Origin of the sequence: Micromonospora sp. NBC_00330 (assembly GCF_036136635.1) — a bacterium.
Taxonomy (GTDB): Bacteria; Actinomycetota; Actinomycetes; order Mycobacteriales; family Micromonosporaceae; genus Micromonospora; species Micromonospora salmantinae.
This window is the reverse complement of record NZ_CP108012.1, coordinates 6,236,894-6,262,871: the sequence shown is the minus strand read 5'-3', so window position 1 is coordinate 6,262,871 and position 25,978 is coordinate 6,236,894. Positions and strand designations below refer to the sequence as shown.

General features: G+C 72.3%; 24 protein-coding genes. 12 read left to right on the top strand and 12 right to left on the bottom strand.

What is annotated here, in order from left to right; all coding sequences use genetic code 11:
- Positions 1 to 142 precede the first annotated feature (142 nt).
- Genes OG598_RS28520 through OG598_RS28490 form a run of 7 tightly spaced genes read left to right on the top strand, consistent with a single transcriptional unit; the run spans position 143 to position 9,216 of the window.
- Positions 143 to 748, top strand: coding sequence for a TetR/AcrR family transcriptional regulator (locus tag OG598_RS28520; RefSeq protein ID WP_328651834.1), 606 nt, complete (start codon positions 143 to 145; stop codon positions 746 to 748).
- 37 nt (positions 749 to 785) lie between these two features.
- Positions 786 to 1,583 carry a TIGR03084 family metal-binding protein gene (locus tag OG598_RS28515; RefSeq protein ID WP_328651833.1) on the top strand — a complete coding sequence of 266 codons (798 nt, stop codon included), beginning with the start codon at positions 786 to 788 and terminating at the stop codon, positions 1,581 to 1,583.
- Positions 1,580 to 3,256, top strand: coding sequence for an acyclic terpene utilization AtuA family protein (locus tag OG598_RS28510; protein WP_328651832.1), 1,677 nt, complete (start codon positions 1,580 to 1,582; stop codon positions 3,254 to 3,256). Before OG598_RS28515 ends, OG598_RS28510 begins: the two co-directional genes overlap by 4 nt.
- On the top strand, positions 3,253 to 4,449 hold the full coding sequence (locus tag OG598_RS28505; protein ID WP_328651831.1) for an acyl-CoA dehydrogenase family protein: 1,197 nt from the start codon (positions 3,253 to 3,255) through the stop codon (positions 4,447 to 4,449). Before OG598_RS28510 ends, OG598_RS28505 begins: the two co-directional genes overlap by 4 nt.
- Positions 4,446 to 6,047 (top strand): acyl-CoA carboxylase subunit beta, encoded by a 1,602-nt coding sequence (locus tag OG598_RS28500; RefSeq protein WP_328651830.1) that lies wholly within the window; start codon positions 4,446 to 4,448, stop codon positions 6,045 to 6,047. The genes OG598_RS28505 and OG598_RS28500 overlap by 4 nt, the downstream gene beginning before the upstream one ends.
- A gap of 11 nt (positions 6,048 to 6,058) precedes the next feature.
- Entirely contained in the window at positions 6,059 to 8,056 is a 1,998-nt protein-coding gene (locus OG598_RS28495) for an ATP-binding protein (protein ID WP_328651829.1), read from the top strand.
- Positions 8,053 to 9,216, top strand: coding sequence for an acyl-CoA dehydrogenase family protein (locus OG598_RS28490; protein WP_328651828.1), 1,164 nt, complete (start codon positions 8,053 to 8,055; stop codon positions 9,214 to 9,216). Before OG598_RS28495 ends, OG598_RS28490 begins: the two co-directional genes overlap by 4 nt.
- 145 nt (positions 9,217 to 9,361) lie before the next feature.
- On the opposite strand, the gene OG598_RS28485 is transcribed toward OG598_RS28490, so the two are convergent.
- Together OG598_RS28485 and OG598_RS28480 are read right to left on the bottom strand one after the other, a co-directional pair.
- Complete coding sequence (locus tag OG598_RS28485) at positions 9,362 to 10,300, bottom strand: hypothetical protein (protein ID WP_328651827.1); 939 nt, start codon at positions 10,298 to 10,300, stop codon at positions 9,362 to 9,364.
- A gap of 71 nt (positions 10,301 to 10,371) precedes the next feature.
- On the bottom strand, positions 10,372 to 10,719 hold the full coding sequence (locus OG598_RS28480) for a PadR family transcriptional regulator (RefSeq protein ID WP_328651826.1): 348 nt from the start codon (positions 10,717 to 10,719) through the stop codon (positions 10,372 to 10,374).
- A 98-nt stretch (positions 10,720 to 10,817) separates the two neighbouring features.
- On the opposite strand from OG598_RS28480, the gene OG598_RS28475 reads away from it, so the two are divergent.
- Entirely contained in the window at positions 10,818 to 11,255 is a 438-nt protein-coding gene (locus OG598_RS28475) for a DUF3592 domain-containing protein (RefSeq protein WP_328651825.1), read from the top strand.
- Positions 11,256 to 11,278: 23 nt separating this feature from the next.
- Here OG598_RS28475 and OG598_RS28470 read toward each other — a convergent pair whose 3' ends face one another.
- A complete protein-coding gene (locus tag OG598_RS28470; protein ID WP_328651824.1) occupies positions 11,279 to 12,490 on the bottom strand; it encodes a hypothetical protein in 1,212 nt (403 codons plus the stop codon).
- On the bottom strand, positions 12,487 to 13,428 hold the full coding sequence (locus tag OG598_RS28465; protein WP_328651823.1) for a transporter substrate-binding domain-containing protein: 942 nt from the start codon (positions 13,426 to 13,428) through the stop codon (positions 12,487 to 12,489). Before OG598_RS28465 ends, OG598_RS28470 begins: the two co-directional genes overlap by 4 nt.
- Positions 13,429 to 13,596: 168 nt before the next feature.
- On the opposite strand from OG598_RS28465, the gene OG598_RS28460 reads away from it, so the two are divergent.
- Complete coding sequence (locus OG598_RS28460) at positions 13,597 to 13,938, top strand: hypothetical protein (protein ID WP_328651822.1); 342 nt, start codon at positions 13,597 to 13,599, stop codon at positions 13,936 to 13,938.
- Here the strand turns inward: OG598_RS28460 and OG598_RS28455 are convergent.
- From OG598_RS28455 to OG598_RS28425, 7 genes are all read right to left on the bottom strand, one after another.
- A complete protein-coding gene (locus tag OG598_RS28455; RefSeq protein ID WP_328651821.1) occupies positions 13,925 to 15,421 on the bottom strand; it encodes a serine/threonine-protein kinase in 1,497 nt (498 codons plus the stop codon). The genes OG598_RS28460 and OG598_RS28455 overlap by 14 nt on opposite strands.
- 30 nt (positions 15,422 to 15,451) lie before the next feature.
- Positions 15,452 to 15,955, bottom strand: a complete 504-nt coding sequence (locus tag OG598_RS28450; RefSeq protein WP_328651820.1) for a hypothetical protein — start codon at positions 15,953 to 15,955, stop codon at positions 15,452 to 15,454.
- A 204-nt stretch (positions 15,956 to 16,159) separates the two neighbouring features.
- Positions 16,160 to 19,801, bottom strand: a complete 3,642-nt coding sequence (locus tag OG598_RS28445; RefSeq protein WP_328651819.1) for an adenylate/guanylate cyclase domain-containing protein — start codon at positions 19,799 to 19,801, stop codon at positions 16,160 to 16,162.
- Entirely contained in the window at positions 19,798 to 20,634 is an 837-nt protein-coding gene (locus OG598_RS28440; RefSeq protein ID WP_328651818.1) for an MBL fold metallo-hydrolase, read from the bottom strand. Before OG598_RS28440 ends, OG598_RS28445 begins: the two co-directional genes overlap by 4 nt.
- A gap of 123 nt (positions 20,635 to 20,757) precedes the next feature.
- Positions 20,758 to 21,219, bottom strand: a complete 462-nt coding sequence (locus OG598_RS28435; protein ID WP_328651817.1) for a RidA family protein — start codon at positions 21,217 to 21,219, stop codon at positions 20,758 to 20,760.
- Positions 21,216 to 21,371, bottom strand: a complete 156-nt coding sequence (locus OG598_RS28430) for a DUF4177 domain-containing protein (RefSeq protein ID WP_007466198.1) — start codon at positions 21,369 to 21,371, stop codon at positions 21,216 to 21,218. Before OG598_RS28430 ends, OG598_RS28435 begins: the two co-directional genes overlap by 4 nt.
- Before the next feature lie 44 nt (positions 21,372 to 21,415).
- Positions 21,416 to 21,898, bottom strand: a complete 483-nt coding sequence (locus tag OG598_RS28425; RefSeq protein WP_328651816.1) for a hypothetical protein — start codon at positions 21,896 to 21,898, stop codon at positions 21,416 to 21,418.
- 659 nt (positions 21,899 to 22,557) lie between these two features.
- On the opposite strand from OG598_RS28425, the gene OG598_RS28420 reads away from it, so the two are divergent.
- Genes OG598_RS28420 through OG598_RS28410 form a run of 3 tightly spaced genes read left to right on the top strand, consistent with a single transcriptional unit; the run spans position 22,558 to position 25,352 of the window.
- Positions 22,558 to 23,142, top strand: coding sequence for an Rv0361 family membrane protein (locus OG598_RS28420; RefSeq protein WP_328655462.1), 585 nt, complete (start codon positions 22,558 to 22,560; stop codon positions 23,140 to 23,142).
- 26 nt (positions 23,143 to 23,168) lie between these two features.
- A complete protein-coding gene (locus tag OG598_RS28415) occupies positions 23,169 to 24,146 on the top strand; it encodes an ArsA-related P-loop ATPase (RefSeq protein ID WP_328651815.1) in 978 nt (325 codons plus the stop codon).
- Positions 24,147 to 24,200: 54 nt separating this feature from the next.
- Positions 24,201 to 25,352 (top strand): ArsA family ATPase, encoded by a 1,152-nt coding sequence (locus OG598_RS28410; protein ID WP_328651814.1) that lies wholly within the window; start codon positions 24,201 to 24,203, stop codon positions 25,350 to 25,352.
- A 6-nt stretch (positions 25,353 to 25,358) separates the two neighbouring features.
- Here the strand turns inward: OG598_RS28410 and OG598_RS28405 are convergent, their stop codons facing one another.
- Positions 25,359 to 25,679, bottom strand: coding sequence for a WhiB family transcriptional regulator (locus tag OG598_RS28405; protein WP_030328078.1), 321 nt, complete (start codon positions 25,677 to 25,679; stop codon positions 25,359 to 25,361).
- Between the last annotated feature and the right edge of the window lie 299 nt (positions 25,680 to 25,978).

Sequence of the window (25,978 nt, the reverse complement as noted above, 5' to 3'; positions counted from 1 at the left end):
ATTCGTTTGTGGCATCAGCTCCATAGCGAGACCAGCCACCCAGGCCCACCTCCGCGCCGCCCCACCGCGAGCCCAACCGAGCGTCGCGGACCCAGAAAAAGTCAGTCTTGACTGTTTGTTTCTTAGGTAGCAGGCTGTTCCCGTGCCCACCGCATCGACGCGTGTCCCTCAGCAGGAACGCAGCCGCGCCACCCAGGCCCGGCTGCTGGAGGCGACAGTCGACTGCCTGATCGAGCACGGCTGGTCCGGCACCACGACCACGGTCGTCGCGGCGCGGGCCGGTGTGTCGCGCGGGGCGCAGCTGCACCACTACCCGACGAAGGCGGCGCTGGTGACGGCCGCCGTGGCCCATCTGGCCGAGCGCCGGGCCGACGAGTTGCGCACCGAGGCCGAGGCGCTGCCGGCTGGCCCGCAGCGGTTGGATCGGGTCGTCGACCTGCTCGCCGTGGCGTTCACCGGGCCGCTGTTCGTGGCCGCGCTGGAGCTCTGGGTCGCCGCCCGCACCGATGGGGAGCTGCGGGACGCCCTGGTGCCGCTGGAGGCGACTGTCGGGCGGGAGATGCACCGGCTCACCGTCGCCCTGCTCGGTGTCGACGAGCGTCGACCCGGTGTCCGCGAAGCGGTCCAGGCCACGCTCGACCTGCTCCGTGGGCTCGGGGTGGCCAACCTGCTCAGCGACGATTCCGCCCGCCGGGCCGCCCTGTTGACCACCTGGAAGCGCCAGCTCGCCACCCTGCTCACGCCCTGACCGCCGGCCGCACCGGCCACCACCGACCGGAGGCACCATGGTCGACCTCAGCGACCTGCTCACGGACCTGGCCGACGAGTCCGCCCAGCTGGACGCCCTGGTGGCGCCCCTGCCCGTGGCCGACTGGGCGAGGCCGACCCCCGCGCCGGGCTGGAGCGTCGGGCATCAGATCGCCCACCTCGCCTGGACCGACCACGTCGCGCTGTTGGCCGCTACCGATCCCGAGGCGTTCTACGCGACGGTCACCGCCGCGCCGGACGTGACCCGACTCGTCGACGTCGGCGCCGAGGAGTTCCTCGCCCCGCCGGCCGAGCTGCTCGCCCGCTGGCGGGCCGGGCGCACAGCGCTCGTCGACGCACTGGCCGCCGTTCCGGCCGGCGGCAAACTGCCCTGGTACGGCACCCGGATGTCGGCCACCTCGATGGCCACCGCCCGGATCATGGAGACCTGGGCGCACGGCGCGGACGTGGCCGACGCCCTCGACGTGGTCCGCCCCGACAGCGACCGACTCCGGCACGTGGCGCACCTGGGCGTGCGTACCCTCGGGCACGGCTTCGCCGCGCACGGCCGGGAGGCACCGACGGCGCCGGTCCGGGTCGAGCTGGTCGGGCCCGGCGGGCAGGCCTGGAGCTGGGGTCCGGCGGACGCCGCCGACCGGGTCACCGGCCCGGCTCGGGACTTCTGCCTGCTGGTCACCCAGCGCCGACACCGCGCGGACCTCGCGCTGGTCGCCACCGGGCCGGTCGCCGACGAGTGGCTCGACGTGGCGCAGGCCTTCGCCGGGCCGCCGGGTGACGGCCGGCAGCCGGCCGGCGGGATCGGGGTACGGGCATGATCCGCATCGGCAACGCCTCCGGCTTCTACGGCGATCGGTTCACCGCCTGGCGGGAGATGCTCGACGGCGGTGAGCTGGACGTGCTGACCGGCGACTACCTCGCCGAGTTGACCATGCTGATCCTGGCCCGGGACCGCCTGCGCGACCCCGACCTGGGCTACGCGAAGACGTTCCTGCGGCAACTGGAGACCTGCCTCGGCACCGCCCTCGACCGAGGGGTGCGGATCGTGACGAACGCCGGCGGGCTGAACCCGGCCGGCCTGGCCGCCGCCATCGAGAAGCTCGCCGACCGGCTCGGCCTGCCGACCCAGGTCGGGTACGTCGAGGGCGACACGATCCAGCGACCGGACGCGTTGAGCGCGAACGCCTACCTCGGCGCGTTCGGGATCGCCGCCTGCCTCGACGCCGGCGCGGACGTGGTGGTCACCGGCCGGGTCACCGATGCGTCGCTGGTGGTCGGCCCGGCCATCTCCCGGTACGGGTGGGGCCGCGACGACCTCGACGAGCTGGCCGGGGCCACCGTCGCGGGGCACCTCGTCGAGTGCGGCGCGCAGGTCACCGGCGGCAACTTCAGCTTCTTCACCGAGCTGCCCGACGGCGGCCACCGGCCCGGGTTCCCGATCGTCGAGGTGCACCCCGACGGCTCATCGGTGGTCACCAAGCATCCGGGCACCGGCGGCGCGGTCACGGTGGAGACGGTCACCGCCCAACTGCTCTACGAGATCGGCGGGCCCGCGTACCTCGGGCCGGACGTGGTCACCCGACTGGACACTGTGACGCTGCACCCCGACGGGGCGGACCGGGTCCGGGTCTCCGGCGTACGGGGCACACCGCCACCGGCCACGCTGAAGGTGGGCGTCAACAACCTCGGCGGCTTCCGCAACTCGATGACGTTCGTCCTGTGCGGGCTGGACATCGAGGCGAAGGCGGCACTGGTCCGGGGGCAGGTCGAGGAGGCGGTGGGCAAGGACGGGCTGGAGTTCACGCTGGCCCGGACCGACCATCCGGACGCCGCCGACACCGAGGCGGCCAGCGCCCTGCTGCACGTACACCTGCGCGACGGCGACAAGACGCGGGCCGGACGGGCGTTCTCGGCCGCCGCGGTGGAGCTGGCCCTGGCCTCGTACCCGGGCTGCACGCTGACCACGGTTCCCGGTGACGCGACGCCGTACGGCGTCTTCACCGCCGACGCGGTGCCGCAGGACGCGGTGGCGCACGTCGCGGTGCTACCCGGTGGCGAGCGGGTGCCGATCGCCCCGCCGATCCGCACCTCCGCCACCTCGCCGGACGAGTCGACCCCGGGTGACGACGCGGCGGTCGACGGCCCGACCCGGCGCGGGACGCTCGGCGAGGTGGTCGGCGCACGCTCCGGGGACAAGGGCGGGGACGCCAACCTCGGTGTCTGGGCGCGTTCCGACGCCGGGTACGCGTGGCTGCGGACCTGGTTGACAGTCGAACGGCTGGCCGAGCTGGTGCCGGAGACCGCGCCGCTGTCGGTGCGGCGCTACGAGTTGTCGAACCTGCGCGCCGTCAACTTGGTGATCGAGGGCCTGCTCGGCGCCGGGGTCGCCGCATCCACCCGGTTCGACCCGCAGGCCAAGGCGCTCGGCGAGCTGCTGCGCGCCCGGATCGTCGACCTGCCGGCCGACCTACCGACCGGGGCGTCCCGATGAGCATCGTGGACACCCCGGAGCGCCGGCAACTACGCGAGCTGACCCGGGCGTTCGTGACCCGGGAGGTGTTGCCGCACCTGGACGACTGGGAGCGGGCCGGCGAGGTGCCCCGGGCGCTGCACGCGACTGCCGCGAAGCTCGGCCTGCTCGGCATCGGCTTCCCGGAGTCGGTCGGTGGCAGCGGCGGGGACCTGCTCGACTCGATCATCGTGACCGAGGAGCTGATCCGCTCCGGCGGCTCGTCCGGGCTGGTGGCGGCCCTGTTCACGCACGGAATCGCGTTGCCGCACATGGTCGCGGCGGCCGGTGCCCGCACCGGTGGTTCGCTGGGCGGTCGGCTCGGTGGCGTCTCGTCCCCCGGCGACGACAGCCTTATCGAACGGTACGTGCGGCCGACGCTGTCCGGCACGATGATCGGCGCGCTGGCCATCACCGAGCCGGACGGCGGTTCGGACGTGGCAGGCATCCGCACGACCGCCCGCCGCGACGGCGACCACTACGTGGTGAACGGGTCGAAGACGTACATCACCAGCGGACACCGGGCCGACTTCGTGACCACTGCGGTGTGTACCGACTTCCCCGGCAGCGGCGAACTCACCCTGCTGGTCATCGACAAGGGGTCGCCGGGGTTCACAGTGGGACGCCGGTTGGAGAAGCTGGGCTGGCACTGCTCGGACACCGCCGAGCTGGCCTTCGCGGACGTGCGGGTGCCGGTCGCCAACCGGATCGGCGCGGAGAACACCGGCTTCCTGGCGATCATGCAGCACTTCGCGGCGGAACGGCTGTCGCTGGCGACCCAGGCGTACGCGACAGCGCAGCGCTGCGTCGAGTTGGCGGTGCGCTGGTGCCGGGACCGGGAGACCTTCGGGCGTCCGCTGGCCAGCCGGCAGCTCATTCGGCACCGGTTGGCCGAGATGCACACCCGGGCCGAGGCGGCCCGGTCGTACGTGCACGGGGTCGCGGGTCGGGTGGCGGCCGGTGAGCCGGTGGTGACCGAGGTGGCGATGGCGAAGAACGTGGCGGTGGCCGCCTGCGACCACGTCGTCGACCAGGCGTTGCAGCTGCACGGCGGGTTCGGCTACCTGCGCGACGCCGAGGTGGAGCGGCACTACCGCGACGCGCGGATCCTCGGCATCGGCGGCGGCACCACCGAGATCATGAACGAGATCATCGCGAAAGGCATGGGCCTGTGACCACACTGGACAGCGCTGTCGACCCGTCCGCGCCCTCGTACCTGGCGAACCGGGCGGCGTTGCTGGAGCGGTTGACCGAGTTGGACGCGGCGCTGGACCAGGCGCGGGCGGGTGGTGGCGAGAAGTACGTGACCCGGCACCACTCCCGCGGCAAGTTGCTCCCCCGCGAGCGGATCGAGCTGCTGGTGGACGCCGACAGCCCGTTCCTGGAGTTGTCGCCGGTCGCCGCGTACGGCTCGGACTTCCCGGTCGGGGCCAGCGTGGTCACCGGCATCGGAGTGGTCGAGGGCGTGGAGTGCCTGATCGTCGCCAACGACCCGACGGTACGCGGCGGCGCGGTCAACCCGTGGTCGCTGGCGAAGACCCGGCGGGCCGGCGAGATCGCCCTGGCCAACCGGCTGCCCATGGTCAATCTGGTGGAGTCGGCCGGGGCGGACCTACCCACCCAGGCGGAGATCTTCATTCCCGGCGGTCGGGTGTTCCGTGACCTCACCCGGCTCTCGGCGGCCGGCATCCCCACCGTCAGCGTGGTCTTCGGCAACGCCACGGCCGGTGGCGCGTACGTGCCGGGGATGTCCGACCACGTGATCATGATTCGGGACCGGTCACAGGTCTACCTGGCCGGTCCGCCGCTGGTGAAGATGGCGACCGGCGAGGTCACCGACGACGAGTCGCTGGGTGGCGCGGCGATGCACGCCGGCACGTCCGGGCTGGCCGACTACCTGGCCGCCGACGAGTCCGACGGCATCCGGCTGGCCCGGCAGTGCGTCCGCCGGCTGAACTGGCGCAAGCAGGGCCCGTCGCCGCGGACGGCGGTGCCGCAGCCACCGAAGTACGACCCGGAGGAGTTGCTCGGCATCACCAGCGCCGACCTGAAGGTGCCGTTCGACCCCCGGGAGGTGCTGGCCCGGATCCTGGACGGCAGCGACTTCGACGAGTTCAAGCCGGCGTACGGGGACGCGCTGGTCACGGGTTGGGGCGAGCTGCACGGGTACCCGGTCGGGGTGCTGGCGAACGCCCGAGGGGTGCTGTTCAGCGCGGAGGCGCAGAAGGCGGCCCAGTTCATCCAGCTCGCGAACGCCTCGGACACCCCGTTGATCTTCTTGCAGAACACCACCGGCTACATGGTGGGCACCGAGTACGAGCAGCGCGGCATCATCAAGCACGGCGCCCTGATGATCAACGCGGTGTCGAACTCGACGGTGCCGCACCTGACGGTCAACCTGGGCGCCTCGTACGGTGCCGGCAACTACGGCATGTGCGGCCGGGCGTACGAGCCGAGGTTCCTGTTCACCTGGCCGAACGCGAAGTCGGCGGTGATGGGCCCGGCTCAGCTCGCCGGGGTGCTGTCGATCGTGGCCCGGCAGGCGGCTGCCGCACGGGGGCGCGACTACGACGAGGACTCCGACGCCGCGATGCGTTTGATGGTCGAGCAGCAGATCGAGTCGCAGTCCGGGGCGCTCTTCCTCTCCGGCCGGCTCTACGACGACGGGGTGATCGACCCCCGGGACACCCGGACCGTCCTCGGGCTCTGCCTCTCGGCGATCCACAACGGACCGGTGAAGGGCGCCGAGGGCTTCGGCGTCTTCCGGATGTAGAGGGGCCACTCATGATCAACAGACTGCTCGTGGCCAACCGGGGCGAGATCGCCCGTCGGGTCTTCGCCACCTGCCGGGCGATGGGCGTGGAGACGGTCGCCGTGCACTCGGACGCGGACGCCGACGCGCCGTTCGTGGCCGAGGCCGACCAGGCCGTACGCCTGCCGGGGAGTTCGCCGGCCGAGACGTATCTGCGGGTCGACCTGATCCTGGACGCGGCCCGGCGCAGCGGCGCGGACGCCGTCCACCCCGGCTACGGGTTCCTCGCCGAGAACGCCGACTTCGCGGCCGCGGTGACCGACGCCGGTCTGACCTGGGTCGGGCCGCCGGCCAAGGTGATCGCCGCGATGGGCGACAAGCTGGCGGCGAAGGCGCTGCTCGCCGAGGCGGGCGTGCCGATGCTGCCGAGTTGGACCGACACCGACGGGATCAGGGACTTCCCGGTGCTGGTGAAGGCGTCCGCCGGCGGTGGTGGCCGGGGCATGCGGATCGTCCGGACCGCCGACGAACTGGCCGAGGCCGTCGCCTCCGCGCGCCGCGAGGCGGCTGCCGCGTTCGGCGACGGCACTGTCTTCATCGAGCGGTACGTCGAACGCGGCCGGCACGTCGAGGTGCAGATCTTCGGTGACGCCCACGGTCGAGTGGTGGCCCTGGGTGACCGGGAGTGCTCGATCCAGCGTCGGCATCAGAAGATCGTCGAGGAGGCGCCGGCGGTCGTTCCGGACCGGGTGCGGGCGGCGTTGCACGAGGCGGCGGTGGCCGCGGGACGTGCTGTCGACTACCTGGACGCGGGCACTGTGGAGTTTCTGCTCGCCCCGGGTGGTGAGTTCTTCTTCCTGGAGATGAACACCCGACTTCAGGTGGAGCATCCGGTCACCGAGTTGTGCAGCGGGCTGGATCTGGTGGGGTTGCAACTGCTCGTCGCCGAGGGTGAGCCGCTGCCGGCGGCCCTGCCGGCGAGCACCGGGCACGCGGTCGAGGTACGCCTCTGCGCCGAGGACGCGGCGGCGGGTTGGCGGCCGGCCACCGGGACCCTGCACCGGTTCGGCGTAAGCGCGGTGGCGGCCGAGTTCGGTGGGCTGGCCGGGCCGGGTCTGCGGCTCGACTCGGGTGTGGTGGCCGGCTCGGTGGTCGGGGTGCACTACGACTCGATGCTCGCGAAGCTGATCGCCTGGGGTCGTACCCGCGCGGAGGCGACCCGGCTGCTGGCTAGCGCACTGGCCCGGGCCGAGTTGCACGGGGTGACCACCAACCGTGACCTGCTGGTCCGGGTGCTACGCAGCCCCGCGTTCGCCGCCGTGGAGATCGACACCGGTTTCCTGGACCGGCACCCTGAGGTCTTCACCCCGCTGCTCCCCGCCGACCAGGTCCCACTCACCGCCCTCGCCGCCGCGCTGGCGGGTGCCGCGCACCGCAGGGCGACCGCACCGATGCTGGGCGGGCTCCCCTCCGGTTGGCGCAACGTGCCCGCCGTCCCGCAGGTCAGCCGCTTCGTCGGCCCGGACGGCGACGAGATCGAGATCCGCTACCGGTTGGACCGGACCGGTGCACTCGCCGACTGGTCCAGCACGTCGGCGGCCGAGGAGTCCGCCGAGCGGCCGCCGGCACCCACAGTGGCGCTGGTCGACGCCACCCCGGACCGGGTGGTGCTCGACGTCGACGGGGTTCGGCGCGCGTACCGCGTACACCGGGTGGGGTCGGCTGTCTTCGTGGACGGCCCGGACGGGGCGGCGAGCCTGGCCGAGCTGCCGCGTCTCCCGCTGCCCACCGCTGCGGTGGCGGCCGGGTCGCTGCTCGCGCCGCTGCCCGGTGTGGTGACCCGGGTGCACGTCCAGGTCGGCCAGCGGGTCGCCGCCGGAGATCCGCTGCTCACGCTGGAAGCGATGAAGCTGGAACATCCAGTGCTCGCCCCGATCGACGGCGTGGTCGCCGAGCTGCCGGTGCCGACCGGCGGTCAGGTGCAGACGGGCGCCGTGTTGGCCGTTGTCGACGAAAAGGACCCCCGATGACCTTCGACCTCACCCCCGAGCAGGACCAGCTGCGCGACGCCGTGCGGGCGTTGGGCCGCCGGTACGGTCACTCCTACTTCGTCGAGAAGGCGAGGGCCGGCGAACACACCACCGAACTCTGGGCGGAGGCCGGACGGCTCGGCTACCTGGGGGTCAACATCCCCACCGAGTACGGCGGCGGGGGCGGTGGCATCACCGAGCTGGCCATCGTCTGCGAGGAGTTGGCGGCGGCGGGTTGTCCGCTGCTGCTGCTGGTGGTCTCCCCCGCCATCGCGGCGACAGTGCTCAGTCGGCACGGCACCGAGGAGCAGCGCAAGCGGCACCTGCCGGGCCTCGCCGACGGCTCCCAGAAGATCGTTTTCGCGATCACCGAGCCGGAGGCCGGTTCCAACTTCCACCGGCTCGGCACTGTGGCTCGCCGCGACGGCGACGGCTGGCTGCTGAACGGCCGCAAGTGCTACATCTCCGGAGTCGACGAGGCCGGTCACGTGCTGGTGGTGGCCCGTACCGAGGATTCCTCCACCGGCAAGCTCAAGCCGGCGCTGTTCCTGGTGCCGACCGACGCGGTCGGGCTGACCCGGTCCAAGCTGGACATGGAGATCGTGTCCCCGGAGAACCAGTTCCTGCTCTACCTGGACGACGTGCGGGTGCCCGCCGACGCGCTCCTCGGTGAGTCGCTGGACGCCGGGCTGCCGGCGCTCTTCGCCGGGCTCAACCCGGAGCGGATCACGGTGGCCGCGATGGGTGCCGGCACCGGCCGGTACGCCATCGAGCGGGCCAGTGAGTACACCGCCACCCGCAAGGTCTGGGGTGGTCGGAGCATCGGCTCCCACCAGGGGGTGTCGCATCCGCTGGCACACGCGGCGGTGCAGGTGGAGCTGGCCCGCCTCATGATCCAGAAGGCGGCCACCCTGTACGACGCCGGCCGCGACCTGGAGGCCGGGGTGGCCGGCAACATGGCCAAGTACGCCGCCGGGGAGGCCGCCGCGCTCGCCGTGGACACCGCAGTGCAGGTGCTCGGCGGGGCCGGCATGACCACCGAGTACGGGGTGGCGACCCTGCTCGGCGCCGTCCGGGCCGGCCGGATCGCCCCGGTCAGCCGCGAGATGATCCTCAACTTCGTGGCCCAACACGTCCTCGGCCAGGACAAGTCGTACTGAGCCCGCCGGCGGGCGGGCCGAGCCGCCCCGCCCGTCCGTTGATCGACTCGGCTTCCTGAATTCCGGTGTGTCCGAGAGCCAGTGACACCCCGATTTCCAGGAAGCCGAGTCGATCAGCCGCTCGGCCGCGTGACGCGCGGCCTCCTCACGCGCCCTGTGTGCCCGAGCGCTCCCGCTGGTGCAGGATCGCCACGGCCACCGCGAAGAGCAGCGCGGGCGCCAGCACCAGGGTCAGCCACTGCGCCAGGGTGAGCGCATCGAGGACACCGTCGTGGGTGGAACGCTCCAGGAACGTCCCCGTAGTGCCGAGCCCCACCCGGGTGAGCACCAACGTGACGCCCACCGGAACCACAAGCGCGAGCAGGCGTCGCCGCAACACCGCCGGCGTCGACAGGATGACAAGGGCGAAGAGCAGGTATCCCGCAGTCAGCAGAATTGCCTCGATCCGGCCGACACCGACGGTGAAGATCCACGTGCCGTAGATGGGAGCCGTCGCGTTATCAGCACCAGTCACCTGGGCGATGCTCGGAGCACCGACGCTGACCAGCGTCGCCGCCGCCAGCGTGCCGAGCCGCCAGCGCGCGAGGGAAGCCGTCACGGAACGGGGAGCACGGACGGCGAGCACCAGCGGAACCATCGCGGCGAGCACGGCGGGCCAGAGATTGCGCACCGTGGAATATTGCCCGTAATCCTCGGCGACCCGCACCACCTCGAACGCCGCGCAACAGACGGCGATCGCGGCTGCTGCCCGGCCCCACCCGAACACGGCCGACACCGCCACGGTGAGCCACAGCAGCGCCACGAAACCGACCGGCCAGAGGACGAACTTCTCTCCTAACCCCTCGGGATAGCTGTCCGCGAACATGGCGAGGTGCAGCACCGGTACGCGCGCAGCGCGCACGAACAACATCAGCGCGGCGATCAGAGCGAGCGCCTGTGCCGCCTCCCGCCACGGGCCGGCCGAGAATCGCGCACCAGCCTGGCGGACATGCGCCCGGAGCGCCCCCGCGAGCAGGGCGAGCACGTCTCGCGCCGCAGGCCTGCGTTGGCCCGGGGCCGCGTCGTCCAGCAGCACGCCGATCATCTCGTCCTCGTACTGCTGGCGGTAGGCGCGGGGATAACAGGCCGTCAGCCGTCGGTACACGTGGTCCAACGTCACGCCGCACCGCCGTCGAAGATGAGACCGGCACGGCGCAGTCGCACGCTCGCCGCGTCGGCGTTGCTGCGCAGACGCGCGGATTCCTCGGCCAGGCGACGCGCGCCCGAGGCGGTGAGTCGGTAGTACCGGCGCAACCTGGACTGCACCTGCTCCTCGCGCTCGATGTCGACGAGACCATCGGTCCGCAGCCGGTCGAGGGCTGCGTAGAGGGTGCCGGCGCGCAGGTCGACGCGCCCGTCGGAGATCCGGCGGACCTCGTCGAGGAGCGCGTATCCGTGCCGTGGGGCCTCGACGAGCGCGGTGAGGATCAGATAGGTGGACTCGTGCATGGAAGCCGTCGCCATGGTCGCAGCATATACCGCCGGACTGTATATACGGTTAGACGTTCCGTCGCGAATCGTATCGTGTTTGCCAGCCCGCCCCGCCGGAGATGGAGATCGGCATGGATCTGCTGCGAACCCGTCGCCCGCCGGCACCACTGTTCGCCGGGCTCGGCCTCGTCGTCGTCATCGGCTTCGCCATCGCCGCCTGGACGGTGTGGAGCAACGACCAGGCGCTGCAGGACCGGGGGGTGGAGGCCACCGCCCAGGTCGTCAAGGTCAACAAGGGCCGCATCCACGTCGAGTTCGAGACCCCCGACGGGCGGCGGGCGCAGACGCTCGTCGGTCAGGGCGACGAGCCACCCGGTGCTGCTCCGGCGGTGGGCGACGAGATCCCGATCGTCTACGACCCGCAGGACCCGGAGGCGGAGGTGGCCGACCGCCGCGCTCCGCAGAACCACCGCGTCGCCTACCTACTCGCCGGGGTCGCGGCCGCCGGGGCGGTCAGCGTGCCACTGGCCACCGTCGCACTCGTGCGGGCCAACCGCCGGGCACGGTAGCCGCTGCTCTCCTCGGTTGGGCGTCAGGCTGGGGTGCGGCAGGCGGCGTCGATGCGGTGTACCGGGCGGACCCGACGGCCCATGCCCTCCAACAGCGAATCCTCGACGTGGAAGTCGTGAATGCGCAGTTGGTGGCGGGGCAGCTCCTCCTCGCTCGGGCAGAGCACCTGGGCGCGGACCAGACCGACCGGGACGTACCGGACGCCGCCCTTTTCCTGAAGGATCACCATGTTGACGTCGTCGGTGGTGACCACGTGCCCGCGTACGTCCTCGGTGGGCCCACTCTCCGGGCCCACTGTGGTGACGGTCAGCGGCAACACCGGTGTGGTGATCACCGGCACCGCGGCCCAGATCAGGGTGGCCAGCACCGCCACCTCGGTCACCGACGCCAGGGGCCGGATCACCATGCCCGGCAGCGGTCCCGCGATGAACAGCGCCAACAGTGGGGGCACCACGATGAGCGCCAGCACCAGCCACTCGTCGCCCTGCCGCATCGCGTCGCGCATCGTGGGCAGCATCAGCCAGCCGTACCCGGCGAGCAGCGCGCCGATCAGCAGCAGCCGAGGCACGATCAGCTCGTGCAGCCGCGCCGGGCGCAGTTGGAACGCGGCCACGAACGCCGGCAACAACAACGGCAGATAGAGCAACGGCCAGGTGATCAGAGCGAGCAGGAAGCTGGCCAGCACCACCCAGGCCGGTGTGATGTCGGCCCAGCGGGCGAAGAGCGGGCGGCGACGGGTGCCCGGCGGAAGACGATCCGCGCTGACGGCCAGTACCGCGCCGAGCGCGAAGATGGCGACCAGCCCGGTGGAGAGCAGCCGGGCCGCAGTGGTCAGGAAACCGGCGAGCAGGTTGACCGTCCCGACGTTGGCCACCAGCAGCAGCGTGGTCTGGAGCTCCCCGCCGGCCTCGACGCCGAGGCGGAGCACCGAGAAGATCGCCGGCACGCCCACCACGGCCGTCCAGAACGACTGGCTGGCGCGGGCGCGCCGCTCCGCCGGATCCCAGCGGACCCGCCCCGGCTCGACGTCGGCGACGATCGGCTCGGCCGGTGCGGCGACCGGCACTCCGGCCGGCCAGGCAACGTCACCTCCCGCGCCGGCCGCTGGACGGTCGACCGCCGGCGATGCTGCGGCCGTACCGTCGATTGCCGGCGCGGCGTCTACGTCGGGCACTGACGTGCGGGGCGGCGGGACCGGCCCGTCGCCGCTGGTGGCGGTCGGTGCCGCGCTCACTTCGCTGGTGCCTTGTCGTCGAAGTCGACGAGCTTCGGCACCTCCAGCGGCTGCGGCTGGCGCTTCTCGGCCTTCAGCCAGGGGCCCAGGGTCCGGTTGTACGCGGTCTGCCAGGGGCTGGCATCCCCGTCGCGGCCCTGCACGTAGCTCTTCTGTAGGAAGAACGCGACCAGGTCGCGCAGCGCGGGATCACCGATCGGCACGCCGATGCCCAGCAACTCGCTGGTGCCGAACGGCATGTCCACGATCTCGAACTCCTTGGGGAAGCTGGCCAGGAAACCGGCGAGGATCGACTCGTCGGAGCTGACCGCGTCGTACCGGCCCTTGCGGATGCCATCGACGCAGTCGCCGACGTCCTTGACCACGAACGTCTTGACCTGGTGCTTCTCCAACTCGGCCTCGGTGGTGGAGCCGCCGCTGGTGCAGACCTTGTACGCCGGGTCGCGCAGATCCTCGATGGTGCGGATCTTGTCCTTGAGTCGGACCGGCACCATCACCTCCTGCGTGGTGACGAAGTACGGCCCGGCGAAGCTGACCAGTTGCTCACGGTCTTCCGTCATGGAGAAGCTGGACACGACCAGGTCGACGGTGCCGCCCTGGAGCGACGGGATGCGGTCCTCGGTGGCGACCGACACGAACTCCAGCCGCTGTTCCCCCTCGTAGCCGAGGGAGGCCGCGACGTACCGGGCGATCTCGACGTCGAACCCGACGTGCTGGCCGTTTCGCAACTCACCCATCAGCGGCTCGTTCGTGGCGACACCGATCCGCAGCTTCGACTGACCGTAGATGTGTGTCTCGCGCATCTTCTCCTGCACGGAGGGCAGCTCCGGTTCCTTCCGGCTGTCGCAACCGGCCGCGGCGGCGAGCACGAGAGTGAGAGCGACCGCCAGCGTCGACGCGATCGAGCGGAGCCGGGACTGCGAACTGCGTGAGTTCATGGGCGACCTCGCTACCGGAAGGGCCTGCGGAACACCGAGAGTAGCCGTTCTTGTCCAATCCGTGTGGGCGCGGTGGACCATGTCGAGTGGACGGCTCGGATCGACGTCGATCGGCGCGGCGGTCGGCTCTGCGGTTGACAGCCGGCCTCGTCGCGACATGCTGGACGGGTGAGCCGATTGTCCAGACCCGATGCGCGCACGGTGGCGGTGCTCGCGGCGCTGGGAGCCCTTGCGCCGCTGGTCATGCTGGTCGTGTGGCGCCGACAGGACCTCCTCGGCGTGGTTCTCGCGCTGCTCTGCGTGCTGATGACGATGGTCGCCGGGGTCGCGGTCTCCGCCGCCCGCCAGGTCGACGATCCGGAGCCGGCGGACCGGTCGGCAGTCGTCGGGCCGCCCGAGCTGATGCCGTACGGCATCGACGCGGACACTCTCGACGCCATGGACCCCCGGGACGCGTTGCGTGCGGTGCGTGACCGTCGACGCGGGTCGAACGGGCTCAGCGGCCGGTGAGCGTGGGTGCGGAGAGCGCGTCCACACCGCGCCCCGCCAGACACCGGTAGGTCCGGTCGATGCTCCCGTCGACCGGCGGTAGCACCTCCAGGTGCCAGCCGGTCGCCTCGGCGATCCCGGTGGTCAACCGGAACGTCATGGCGCTGCACACCTGCCGCACCGGCTCGGCGGCGGCCACCTCGTCGTAGTCCGCGCCGACCAGCGACACCGGGAGGATGCCCTCGGCGTACGTCTCCCAGGTGTGTCGGCCGGCGCAGGACAGCCGAGCCGCCTCGGCGCGGCTACCGCGGATCCGCATCGGGCCGAAGCACTCCAGCTCGGGCAGGCATCGGGCACCCTCGGGCAGGGCTGTGGGCGCACCGGTTCCGGTCGCGCAGCCGGGCAACGGCCCGGTAGCCGGTGCGGCGATCTGGGTGGCCGACGGGTACGGGGTGGTTGGTGGGGCCCGGTCGGCGACCCAGGCCCCGGCGGTCGCGGAGGCGGCGAGCGCGAGCACCCCGGCGCCGCCGAAGAGCCAGCGCCGCCACCGCCGACCGGCGGGATCGGTTCGCTGAGTGTCCTCGATGGGCGGTCGGGGCACCGGCTGGCTGGCCGCGTACGGGCCGGAGAGCGTCGCGGCACCGCTGACCGGAGCGCCGCTGACCGGTGTCGCCGGCGAGCCGAGTGGCAGGTTGGTGAGCAGGTCGTGCAACTCCAGGGCGGAGGGACGCTCGCCCGGATCGTTGGCCATGCCGACGCGCAGCACGTCGATCAGCTCGTCCGGCACCCCGGGCAGGGCGGGGAGCGGCTGGTTGAACATCTCCAGCACGGTGACCAGGCTCGGGTTGCGCTCGGACTGCCAGCGCGGCGGCCGGCCGTGCATCACCGCGTAGAGGGTGGCGCAGAGCGCGTACACGTCGACGGCCGGCGACGGCGGGCTGTGACTGAACATCTCCGGCGGCGCGTACGCCGGGGTGAGCACCTCCAGGGTGACCGAGGCGTCCCGGTGCTCGGCGAGGACGGCGAGCCCGAAGTCGGCGAGCACCGCCGAGTTGAAGTGCGAGTAGAGGATGTTCGCCGGTTTCACGTCGCGGTGCAGCACCCCGGCGGCGTGCGAGTGGGCCAACGCGTCCGCGATCTTGATGCCGAGGTCGCGGGCCTCCACCGGGCCGAGCGGCGAGGTGCGCATCCGTTCGGCGTACGAGCCGTCGCAGAGTTCCATGATCAGGTAGGGGTGCTGATCGACTGTGACCCCCACGTCGAAGAGGTCCACCACGTGCGGGTGGGACGACATCCGGCCGGCCGCCCGCGCCTCGCGCAGGAAGCGGGCCTGATCGCGCTCGCTGTCCAGCGTCCGGTTCTCCACTTTGACGGCGACCTCGCGACCCACGGAGATCTGGGTGGCCTGGTAGACGGTCGCGTACCCGCCCCGGGCAAAGACCCGCAAATCAGTCAGGCCGGGCACGATCGGCACTGGCAGGCCGCCGGTCGGGGTGTCGGTCACCGCTCGAAAATACCCAACCCGACCGATGGCTCAGCGCACCGCGTCCGCCGGAGCCGCACCGGTGGGACCGGTACCCTCCTCGGCGACCGCAGTCGTCCCGGCACCCTCGGACGATCCGACCCCACCGGCCGGGATGCCCCGGCGGGCGTCCAGACGCAGACCGATGGCGGTGGCCACGGCGCCCAGCCCTTCCCACGCCGCCACCCCGAAGAACCGGTCGGGAGCGATGTCGGCCAGCACCGCGATGGTGAACACGGTGAACGTCACCAGCCGGAAGACCACAGTGAACCGGTAGAACACCCGCCACTCCGTCACCGTGGCGAGCAGGTAGTAGACGCCCATGTTGAAGGCCGCCATCGAGGACGCCAGCAGGAACGTCCCGGTGTGATCACCGACGGCCCGCGTCGCCGGCACCTCGAACCCGAGCATGCGCAGCTGCGCCTCCGGCCAGAGCAGCCCAACCGCGCCCATCACCAGCGCCAACACGCCGAAGACCGCGATGGTCCAGCCCGCGATGGATCGCGGCAGCTTCATGAAGGGCCTCCCCAGGCACGGCGACGGTCACCACTGTGGACCCGTACGCAGTGGTGACACGCTAGCCGCTCCCCCCATCCACCACATCCCCAAAACCGGCAAAACCTGCACCCCACCCCCGGGCCGCGTTGATCAAGAGCTTTCGGTCACCCGGGACTCGGATCCTGACGCGAACCCCTTGATCAACAGCGGTGGGTGAGAGGGTCAGACCAGGGCGGTCAGGCGGGTGTGGAGAGCGTCGGCCGCGGCTCGTTCGCTGCGCTGCTCGGTGGCGTACGCCAGGCGGACCGCCTCCTGCGCGCAGGACAGCGCCTCCGCCGGACGCCCGCAGGCGGCCAACGCCTCGGCCAGCACACTCGCCGCGATCACCTGGCTGCGCACATCCTCGGCCGGTGCGGTGACCGCCCGCTGGGCCCAGTCCAACGCCTGCTCCCGCTGACCGTGAGCGAGCAGCGCCGCAGCGTACTGGGCCATCGTCTGACGGCGGGAGAAGAGCAGCGACGGTGCGTTCGCGGCGGCCGTGGCCACCGGGGCCAGCAGCCCGACAGCGGTCGCCGAGTCGCCGGCGGCGAGACGGGCCGTCGCCAGCAGCACCCGGGGCGCCACCTGCGCCGGGGCCTGCGGGTTGTGCGGCTCCACGGCGGTCAGCACCGCGCGGGCCACCCGCTCGGCCGTCTCGCAGTCGCCCATGTCCAACGCGACGAAGCCGCGCAGTGTGCCGGCCATCCCGGTGAGCAGCGGATGCGAGGTGCGCTCCGCGTACGCCAGGGCGTCGGTGAGCAGGTCCGCCGCGTGCTCCGGCTCGCCCAGGCCGCGCGCCACCACCGCCCGGACCACCAGGGCGAACCCACGGCCCCAGTCGTCGGACGCGGCGGCGAACTCCCGGTACGCCCGCCGGGCCTCCCGGTCCGCCTCGGCCAGGTCACCCAGCTCGGCCGTGGCGAACGCCGCCACCGCGCGCAACGTGCCCACCGCCCACGCCTCACCGACCCGCTCGCCGAACGGCAGGAACACCTGCGCCATCCGACACGCCTCGCGCAGTCGGCCGGCGAGCAGCCGGGCGAACGCCGTGGTGCCGCGCAGCCAGGCCCGCCCGTACGGGTCCTTCAGCTCGGCGAAGAGCCGGGCGGCCCGGCCGAGCACCGCGTCGGTCCCGGCGAAGTCACCCCGGGTGGTGGTCACCCAGGCCAGGTTCTGTAGTGACCACGCCTGCCCGCGTCGGTCCTGCGCACCGAGGCTGACCTGGTACGCGGCCGCCAACCGGCTGCTCGCCTGACTCAGCCGCCCCGCCACGAAGTCGGCCATGCCGAGCCGGCGCATCGCCGTGGCGCGCTGCGTGGGCAGCCGACCCTCGGTGGCCACCTGCAACGCCTCCTGCCAGGCGGTCACCGCCCGGCCCTGATCGCCGAGGGTCTCCTGGGCCTGCCCCGCCAACAGCAGGGCGCTGACCCGGGTGACCTCGTCCCCCGCGTTCGCGGCGATCTTCTCGGCGTACGCCAACGCGTCGGAGACCCGGCCGACCTGGAGCAACGCCCGCGCGTGCACCACCCGATCGGCTGCCGGCACCCCGTCGCGGGCCAGTTCGGTGGCGCGCTCGGCGTACTCGACGGCCATTGCCGGCTCACCGGCGGAGAGTGACCGGCGGGCGGCCCGGCCGAGCGCGGCCACGCCGAGCGGAACCACCGCTCGGGCCGGCGCGTCCGGGCGCAGCTTCACCGCGTCGGCGAGCCTGGCGGCCCGCTCGACGTGCGTCGCCACGAAGTCGTCCCGGGCCTCGTCGGTGAACCCGCCCACGGTGCTGGCCGTGGTCTCGTCCACCGGTGCCGCCCAGCGGGCCAGCGCCGCGTGTCGCTCGGCCAACTCGGCCTTGCTCACCCCGGCGTACGCGGCCTCCCGCATGAGCGGTGTGGCGAACGAGTAGCCGGCACGCGAGCGGTGCAGCATGCGGCGTTGCAGCAACTCCTCGACCGCCCGGTCGAGCTCGACGGCGACCACTGCCGACGGACGACCGTCGCGACCGCCGCGCTGCTCCCGCATCGCCTCCAGCGCGCCGGTCGGCACCGTGTCACCGGTGACCGCGGCGTCGCGCAGCACCGACCGGGCGTCCGGCGGCAACGCGTCGATCCGGGCCGCGAGCACGGCGGCGAGGTCCCGGGAGAGCAGCCGGCTACCCAGCGAGCCCGGTACCAGCCGCCAGCCGGTCGACCCGCTCTGCTCCCGCTCGCCGGACCGATCCCCCGCGGCACCCCGCGTCGAGGCGGCGCCGCGCACTGATTCGGTGGTGAGCGCACCCCGTTCGATAAGCAGGGTGACCAGCTCAGCCAGGTAGAACGGATTGCCCTGCGCGGTGGCGAGCAACCGGTCGGTGTCGGCCTGCGGCAGCTTGCCGCCGCCGAGGTAGGTCGTGAGCAGCCGGGCCGCGTCGGCACCGCGCAGCGGCGGCAGCGAGTGCACCTCGGCGTCCGCGACCCGGGTCAGCGCGCCAGCGGTACGTACCAACTCGGGGCGTCCGAGTAGCAGCACCAGCACCGGGCCGGTGAGCTTGGACAGGGTCAACCCGAGGGCTTTGATCGTCTCGGCGGTGGCGTCGTGCAGGTCGTCCACGACGATCACCAGCGGCGCCTCCGAGGCGAGCCCGCTGAGCAGGTCGGCAACGGCGTTCGGCACCACCTCGGCGTCCGCGGCCGGAGTGCCCGATCCGCCCCACTCGCCGCTGTCGCTGCCACCGTGCGCCGGGAGTTCGGCGTAGCCGAGCAGGGCCAGGAGCTGCTCCGTGGCGATCGGCGGTGTCTCCGCACCGGAGCGGGCGAGCCGCTGCCCGAGCCGGCGCAGCCGCTCCTCGACCGCCGGGCGGGTCAACGCGGTGGACGCGTCGCTGGGCAGACCGACGGCGGCCCGCACCAGGTCGGCCAGGGGCGCGAGCCGTCGCCGCTCCCCGAACGCGGCACAGCGCACCGAGAGCACCCGGGCACCGGTGTGCGCCGCGTACCGGCCGGCACCGACGTCGTACCCGGCGGCGAGGCGCTCCACCTCGGCGGCGAACCGGGACTTGCCGATGCCCGCCTCGGCGGTCATCAGCAGCACCCGTGGGTCGCCCTGGTCGATCACCTCGGCGAGCCGGCCGGCGACCCGACCGATCTCCGTCTCCCGGCCGACGTACGGCGCCTCGTCGCCGAGCCCCGAACGGGTGCCCGGCGCGTCCAGCAGACCCAGCAGTTCGTACGCCTCGACCGGCTCACGCTTGCCCTTGAGCCGCAGCGGGCGCAGCGCCCGCCAGGAGGAGACGTGTCTGGTGGCGGCGGCGGTGCGTCCACCGGCGTACACGGCCCCGACGGCGGCGGCGTCGGCGAGCCGGGCCGCGGTGTTCACCGTGTCGCCGATGACCGTGTATTCGATAGCGGCCTGGATGCCCGCGATGACGTCGCCGGTGTTCAGCCCGACCCGCAGCCCGAGCGGCGCGCCGCCACCCCGCTCGTCGTCGAGCACCCGGCGGACGGCCCGTTGCATGGACAGGGCGGCCCGGACGGCACGTTCGGCGTCGTCCTCGTGCGCCACCGGGGCGCCGAAGACCGCCATGATGCCGTCACCGGTCAGCTTGTCGACGTGCCCGCCGAACGTCTTCACCGCACCGGCGAGGGCGGCGAGCACCCGGTCGGTGACAGCGCCGACGCGTTCCGGGTCGAGATCCTCCGACCAGGAGGTGAACTCGGAGAGGTCACCGAAGAGCACGGTGACCACCCGGCGCTCGGCCGCCGGCAACGTGGCGGCGGCCGGCAGCGCGGCGCCACAGTTGTGGCAGAACCGCGCGCCGGGAACGGCAACGGTTCCACACACGGGGCAGGTCACATGTGCTCCAACCCACTGACCCCGGGCGCGGATTCCCCGGTGTCGACGCCCAGATACTCCAACTGGGCCCGGACCGACCATTCGGCCGCCCACCAGAGTGAGCGGTCCACGTCCGCGTAGACCGTCGCCACCACGTCGGCGGGGGTGTGGGCGCCGGCGGCGACCGCCGCCCGGACCTGGTCGAGCCTGGCCCGGCGGTGGGCGAGGTAGAAGTCGGCGGCGGCGGCGCAGTCGGCCAGCGCCGGGCCGTGTCCGGGCAGCGCCGGGATCCCCCGGTACGCGGACAGCAGCTCCAGGCTGCTCAGGTAGTCACCGAGGTGCCCGTCGGGGTGGGCGACCACGGTGGTGCCCCGGCCGAGGATGGTGTCACCGGTGAGCACCACCCGCTCGTCGCCGTGCTCGACCAGGAAGCAGACCGAGTCGGCGGTGTGCCCTGGCGTCTGCAACAGACTGATGTGCAGACCGAAGCCGCCGAAGTGCTCGCCCGGCTCGGTCAGCGGCTCGCCGCCGATGGTGTGCGCCGGGGCGGCGGCGAGCACGTGCACGCCGCCGAGCAGCTCACTCAGCCGGGCCGCGCCCTCAGTGTGGTCGGGGTGGCCGTGGGTGATCAGGATCAGCCCGACCGGGCCGTGCTCGGCGATTCGGGTCAGGTGCCCCTCGTCCGCCGGCCCCGGGTCGACCACGATGCCGGACTCGGCCGCCGGGGCGCGCAGCACCCAGGTGTTGGTGCCGTCGAGGGTCATCGGTCCCGGGTTCGGCGCACGCAGCAGTGAAACCCAGCGGGGCAACTCGTCGGCAAGCGCCGCTACCGCCCCCGTCACGTGCCCGCTCATGGCTGCGATCGTACGACCCCGCCCGCCACACCCCACGATCTTGCACTTGCGGTCCCTGATTCATCCCGGTTCAGGGCTTTCGTCAGAGCAGAAAGTGCAAGATCGCGGGGCGATGGGGACGCGTCAGGCGACCTCGACGATCAGCTCGATCTCCACCGGAGCGTCCAGGGGCAACTCGGCCACGCCCACCGCGCTGCGCGCGTGCCGGCCGGCCTCCCCGAAGACGGTGCCGAAGAGATCCGAGGCACCGTTGATCACGGCGGGCTGACCGGTGAAGCCGGGCGCGGAGGCCACGAAGCCGGTCACCTTGACCACCTTCACCACGTTCTCCAGGCCGACCAGCGAGTCGACAGCGGCCAGCGCGTTGAGCGCGCACCGCTGGGCCAGATCCTTCGCCTGCTCGGCGGAGATCCCGGCGCCGACCTTGCCGGTCGCCAGCAACTTGCCCTCGGCCATCGGCAACTGGCCGGAAACGTACACGTGCTGCCCGGACTGCACGGCCGGGACGTAACTGGCCACCGGCGGCACGACGTCGGGCAGGTCGAGACCCAGCTCGGCGAGCTTCGCGTGCGGACCGTTGCTCACGCCTTGGGCCGCTTCAGGTAGGCGACCAGCTGGTCCGGGTTCGGGCCGGGGACCACGGCGACGAGTTCCCACCCGTCCTCGCCCCAGTTGTCGAGGATCTGCTTGGTCGCGTGGACCAGCAGCGGGACCGTGGAGTATTCCCACTTCTGCATCGCTGAAGGGCTCCCTCTCGGTGCGGAATTGTTCGAGGGACAGCCTACGGTCCGCTGGCCGGACGAGGTACGGGACGCTGCTCCGGCGCGGCCGGCAGCTCCCCGCAGCGCCCTTCGTGCTCGTACCCCTGCGGGCAGCGGGACCGGTCGGGCAGCAGCAGGTCACAGAAGACCCGGTGCCGGTTGTTCTGATCGTCGGCGTTGGAGACGGTGGTCTCGCCGGCGTCCAACTCGGGCAGGAAGCCCAGGGACACCGCGACCCGGCCGGCCAGCACGGTCGCCGCCGCCAGATTCGGCACCCGGATCGGCAGGTGGATGACGAAGCCCGGCTCGTCGTCCTCGCGGGTCCGCTCGGCGGGCTGGCTCGGCACCCGGGCCGTCTCCGTCTGCTCCGGCATCCGGCGGTACGACCGTTCGTTGATCGGCTGGTTGGTGACCTGCCCGCCGGCCTCGACCACGGACCCGAGCCGGCGGGGCCGGTCGTTCGTCGGGAACTGGGTGCGAGGGATGTTGTCCGCGTCGCGCATGCACTGCCTCCGGTCGTACCTCTCGGACCATGCTTCCGGCCCGGACCCGTTCGTCCGTTCCGGCCCCCGCACCGGGACGAAGGTAGGTCTGCGGCCGCGGTCCCGCCAACAGGACGCGCACAAGAGGTCACCAACAGTCACATATGCGACACTCCGCAGGTCGGGGGCCCGACACCGAAATCGGCGCGGGTACCGCTCACCGGATCGGTGGACCGCTCGAAAGGCAGGGGCGACACCGATCCGGTCATCGACCGCTACCCTTCCGGTCGGACGGTCGCGCAGCGCCCGGCCGCCCGCTCGATCACGCTCGGCGCCAGGGGTGGCGGCGGGCGCCGCACCCCTGGGGGAACGACATGACCCACCCGCCCAGCGGCGACCAGGCCGGCACACCCGCTCACCCGCCGGCCCACCCGGATCCCGCCGGTCAGCCCGGCACGCCGACCATCCCCAGCCAGCCGACCCCCGCTCCGCCGCCCGGGCAGCTCGCTCTCCCCGCCTCCCCCGCCCAGCCGGCACTCCCCGCCCGCCCCACCTCACCGGCCTTCCCCGGCCAGTCCAGCGGCCCCAGCCAGGCGGCCTTCCCCGGCCAGTCCAGCGGCACCGGGCAGCCGGCCTTCCCGGGGCAGCCCAGCGGCCCCAGCCAACCGGGCTTCCCGGGGCTGCCCGGCGGCGCCGGGCAGCCGGAAGGGCCTGGCGGCCCCACCTCGGCCGCCGCACCGACGCCGCCGGGGGCCCCGAACTCCTCGGCGATCCCCGCGGCCCCGCCGGCCTATCCGCCCTACCAGGGCACGGCCGGGCCGAAGAAGAAGCGCGGTCTGCTGATCGCGGCGATCGCACTGGTCGTGATCATGGTGCTCTGCGTCGGAGGTGGCGCGGTGGCCTTCCTGACCCTGCGCGATGTCGAGACCGGCGAGGGCGCCAAGGAGCCGGCGGTCGCCGTCGACGAGTTCCTCACCGCTGTCTACAAGGATCGCGACGCGACGAAGGCGGCCGGTCGCGTCTGCGCCGCTTCCCGCGACGACGACAAGATCGCCGCGAAGGTGGCCGAGGTGGAGAAGTACGCCTCCACCTACCAGAACCCGCGCTTCCGGTGGACCACCCCGAAGGTGGACAACCAGACCGGGGAACGGGCCACCGTCTCCACCCGGCTCACCATGACCACCGCCGACGAGAAGGTGGCCGACCAGGAGTTGCGCTTCACCGTGGTGCAGAAGACGGGTTGGTGGGTCTGCGAGGTCGCCTGACCGCCCAGCCTGGATAGGCTCGACGGGTGTGTGCAGCTGAGCGTCCGATCGACCCGGCCGGTACCGGGTGGCCCGCCCGTCTCCACGTGGTGACCGGCAAGGGCGGCACCGGTAAGACCAGCGTGGCGGCGGCGCTGGCCCTCGCGCTCGCCGCCGGCGGGCGGCGCACCCTGCTTGTCGAGGTCGAGGGGCGGCAGGGCATCGCCCAACTGTTCGGCATCGAGCCGCTGCCCTACGAGGAGCGGCACCTCGCCGACGCGCCGGACGGCGGTGAGGTGCGCGCGCTCGCTGTGGACGCCGAGGAGGCGCTGCTCGAGTACCTGGACATGTTCTACAAACTGGGCGCGGCGGGCCGGGCACTGCGCAAGCTCGGCGCCATCGACTTCGCCACCACCATCGCGCCCGGCCTGCGGGACGTCCTGCTCACCGGCAAGGTGAAGGAGGCCACCACCCGCACCACCGGGCAGCGGCGCGCATACGACGCGGTGGTGCTGGACGCCCCGCCGACCGGGCGGATCGGCCGATTCCTCAACGTGACGGCGGAGACCGCCCGGCTGGCCAAGGTGGGCCCGATCAAGACCCAGAGCGAGGGGGTCGCCGCGTTGCTGCGGTCCCCGATGACCGCTGTGCACGTGGTCACGCTGCTGGAGGAGATGCCGATCCAGGAGACGGTCGACGCGATCGCCGACCTGACCGCCCTCGGCTTCGGCGTCGGGAAGGTACTCGTCAACGGAGTCCGACCCCCGCTGCCCGCCGGAGCGGCGGTCACCGCCGCCGAGTTGAAGCGCGGGCTGGTCGCCGCCGGGCTGCCGGCCGATCGGGACATCGTGGCCGGGTTGCACGATGAGGCGCGTGACCAGCTCATCCGGCGCGAATTGGAAGATTCGCTCCGCGCCGACCTGGTGGAGTTGGGGCTGCCGATGGTCGAGCTGCCGTTGCTGCCCGACGGGGTTGATCGGGCAGGGCTCGCGACGCTGGCCCAGGCCCTCGTCCGCGCCGAATGACTCACACCTGAGCGCAGCACGGGCGCGCGGACCCCACCGGCCCGATACGCTCGATTGGTGCCTTCCGAAGACGCGGCGCCGCAGCTGGACGTCGACCAGATCCTCGCCGACCCCGGCGTGCGGATCGTCGTGTGCTGCGGTGCCGGCGGAGTGGGAAAGACGACCACGGCCGCGGCGCTGGCGCTGCGGGCCGCCGAGCACCACGGCCGGCGCACTGTGGTGCTCACCATCGACCCGGCCCGCCGGCTGGCCCAGTCGCTGGGCCTGACCGAGCTGGACAACACCCCTCGCCAGGTCAAGGGGATCGACGTCGAGAGCAGCGGCGGCGAGTTGCACGCCATGATGCTGGACATGAAGCGCACCTTCGACGACGTGGTGTTGCAGCACACCGACCCGACGAAGGCCGCGGAGATCTTCGCGAACCCGTTCTACCAGGCGATGAGCTCGACCTTCGCGGGCACGCAGGAATACATGGCCATGGAGAAGCTTGGTCAGTTGCACGCCCGGGGCGAGTGGGACCTGATCGTGGTGGACACTCCACCGTCCCGCTCGGCACTGGACTTCCTGGATGCGCCGGCTCGGCTCTCCCGCTTCCTCGACGGTCGGATGCTGCGACTGCTGCTGGCCCCGGCGCGCAGCGGCGGGCGGAGCATGTTCAGCCTGGTCACGGCCTCGTTCGGGATGTTCTCGAAGGTGGTGCAGAAGGTGCTCGGCGCGCAGCTGCTCACCGACCTGTCCGGCTTCGTGGCGGCACTGGATTCGATGTTCGGTGGTTTCCGGCAGCGCGCCGAGCAGACGTACCGCATCCTGCAGGCGCGGGAGACGGCCTTTCTGCTGGTCGCGACGCCAGAGCCGGACGCGGTCCGGGAGGCCGCCTACTTCGCGGGGCGGCTGCGGGACGAGCGGATGCCGCTGGCCGGCCTGGTGCTCAACCGGGTGCACCGTCCGGCGGTCCCGGAGCTGGACGCCGAGCAGAGCCGGGTCGCCGCCGAGCGGCTGACCCAGCTGGGTGGGCATCAGGCCACCGCCGACGTGCTGCGGGCGCACGCGGCGCTGGCTCGCCAGGCGGTACGCGAGCAGCAGGTCGCCGCGCGCTTCACCGAGGCGTTCCCGGCCGTGCCGGCGGTTTCGGTCACGGCGCAGCCCGCCGACGTGCACGACGTCGACGGGCTACGGACGATCGGCGCGGCTATCAGCCGGCCGTGACCGGCGTCAGTTGGCCGCGCTGACGAGAATCTTGTCCTTGCCGGCCTTGTCCTTGCTGTTCTTCTTCATCGCGGCCTCGAACATCTTGCGCCAGCTCGTCACCTGGGGGTGACGACGCAGGAGCGCCCGCCGTTCGCGTTCGGTCATGCCGCCCCACACACCGAACTCGATCCGGTTGTCCAGCGCGTCGGCCAGGCACTCGTACCGAACTGGGCAGCTCCGGCAGATCCGCTTCGCCACGTTCTGTTCGGCGCCCTGTACGAACAACGCGTCCGGGTCCCCGTTCTGACATGCCGCCAGTGACGGCCAGTCAGTGATCATGCCCATGTGTACACGTCCCCCCTTGCAGTGCCTACCGACCTCGTCGATGCACGTCAGCCGGCAATTCCCCCCGATCGCCCGGCCTGCCTTCCCCAAGGCGGCGCGGACGACATGTGGCGCTGTCGCCGCCCCCATCATGCTCTGTAGTCGACTGATTACGCAACGTTGTCGGCGAAATCCATCATTCCGGACACTCCCGGCTTCCCGGGCCTTCGACCGCCGGTTACCCCGCCGAGGTCAGCGATAACGCTGCGCCGCCTCACTGAATCGGAGGAGACTCACGCCAGGTCACACGCAACCAAGTA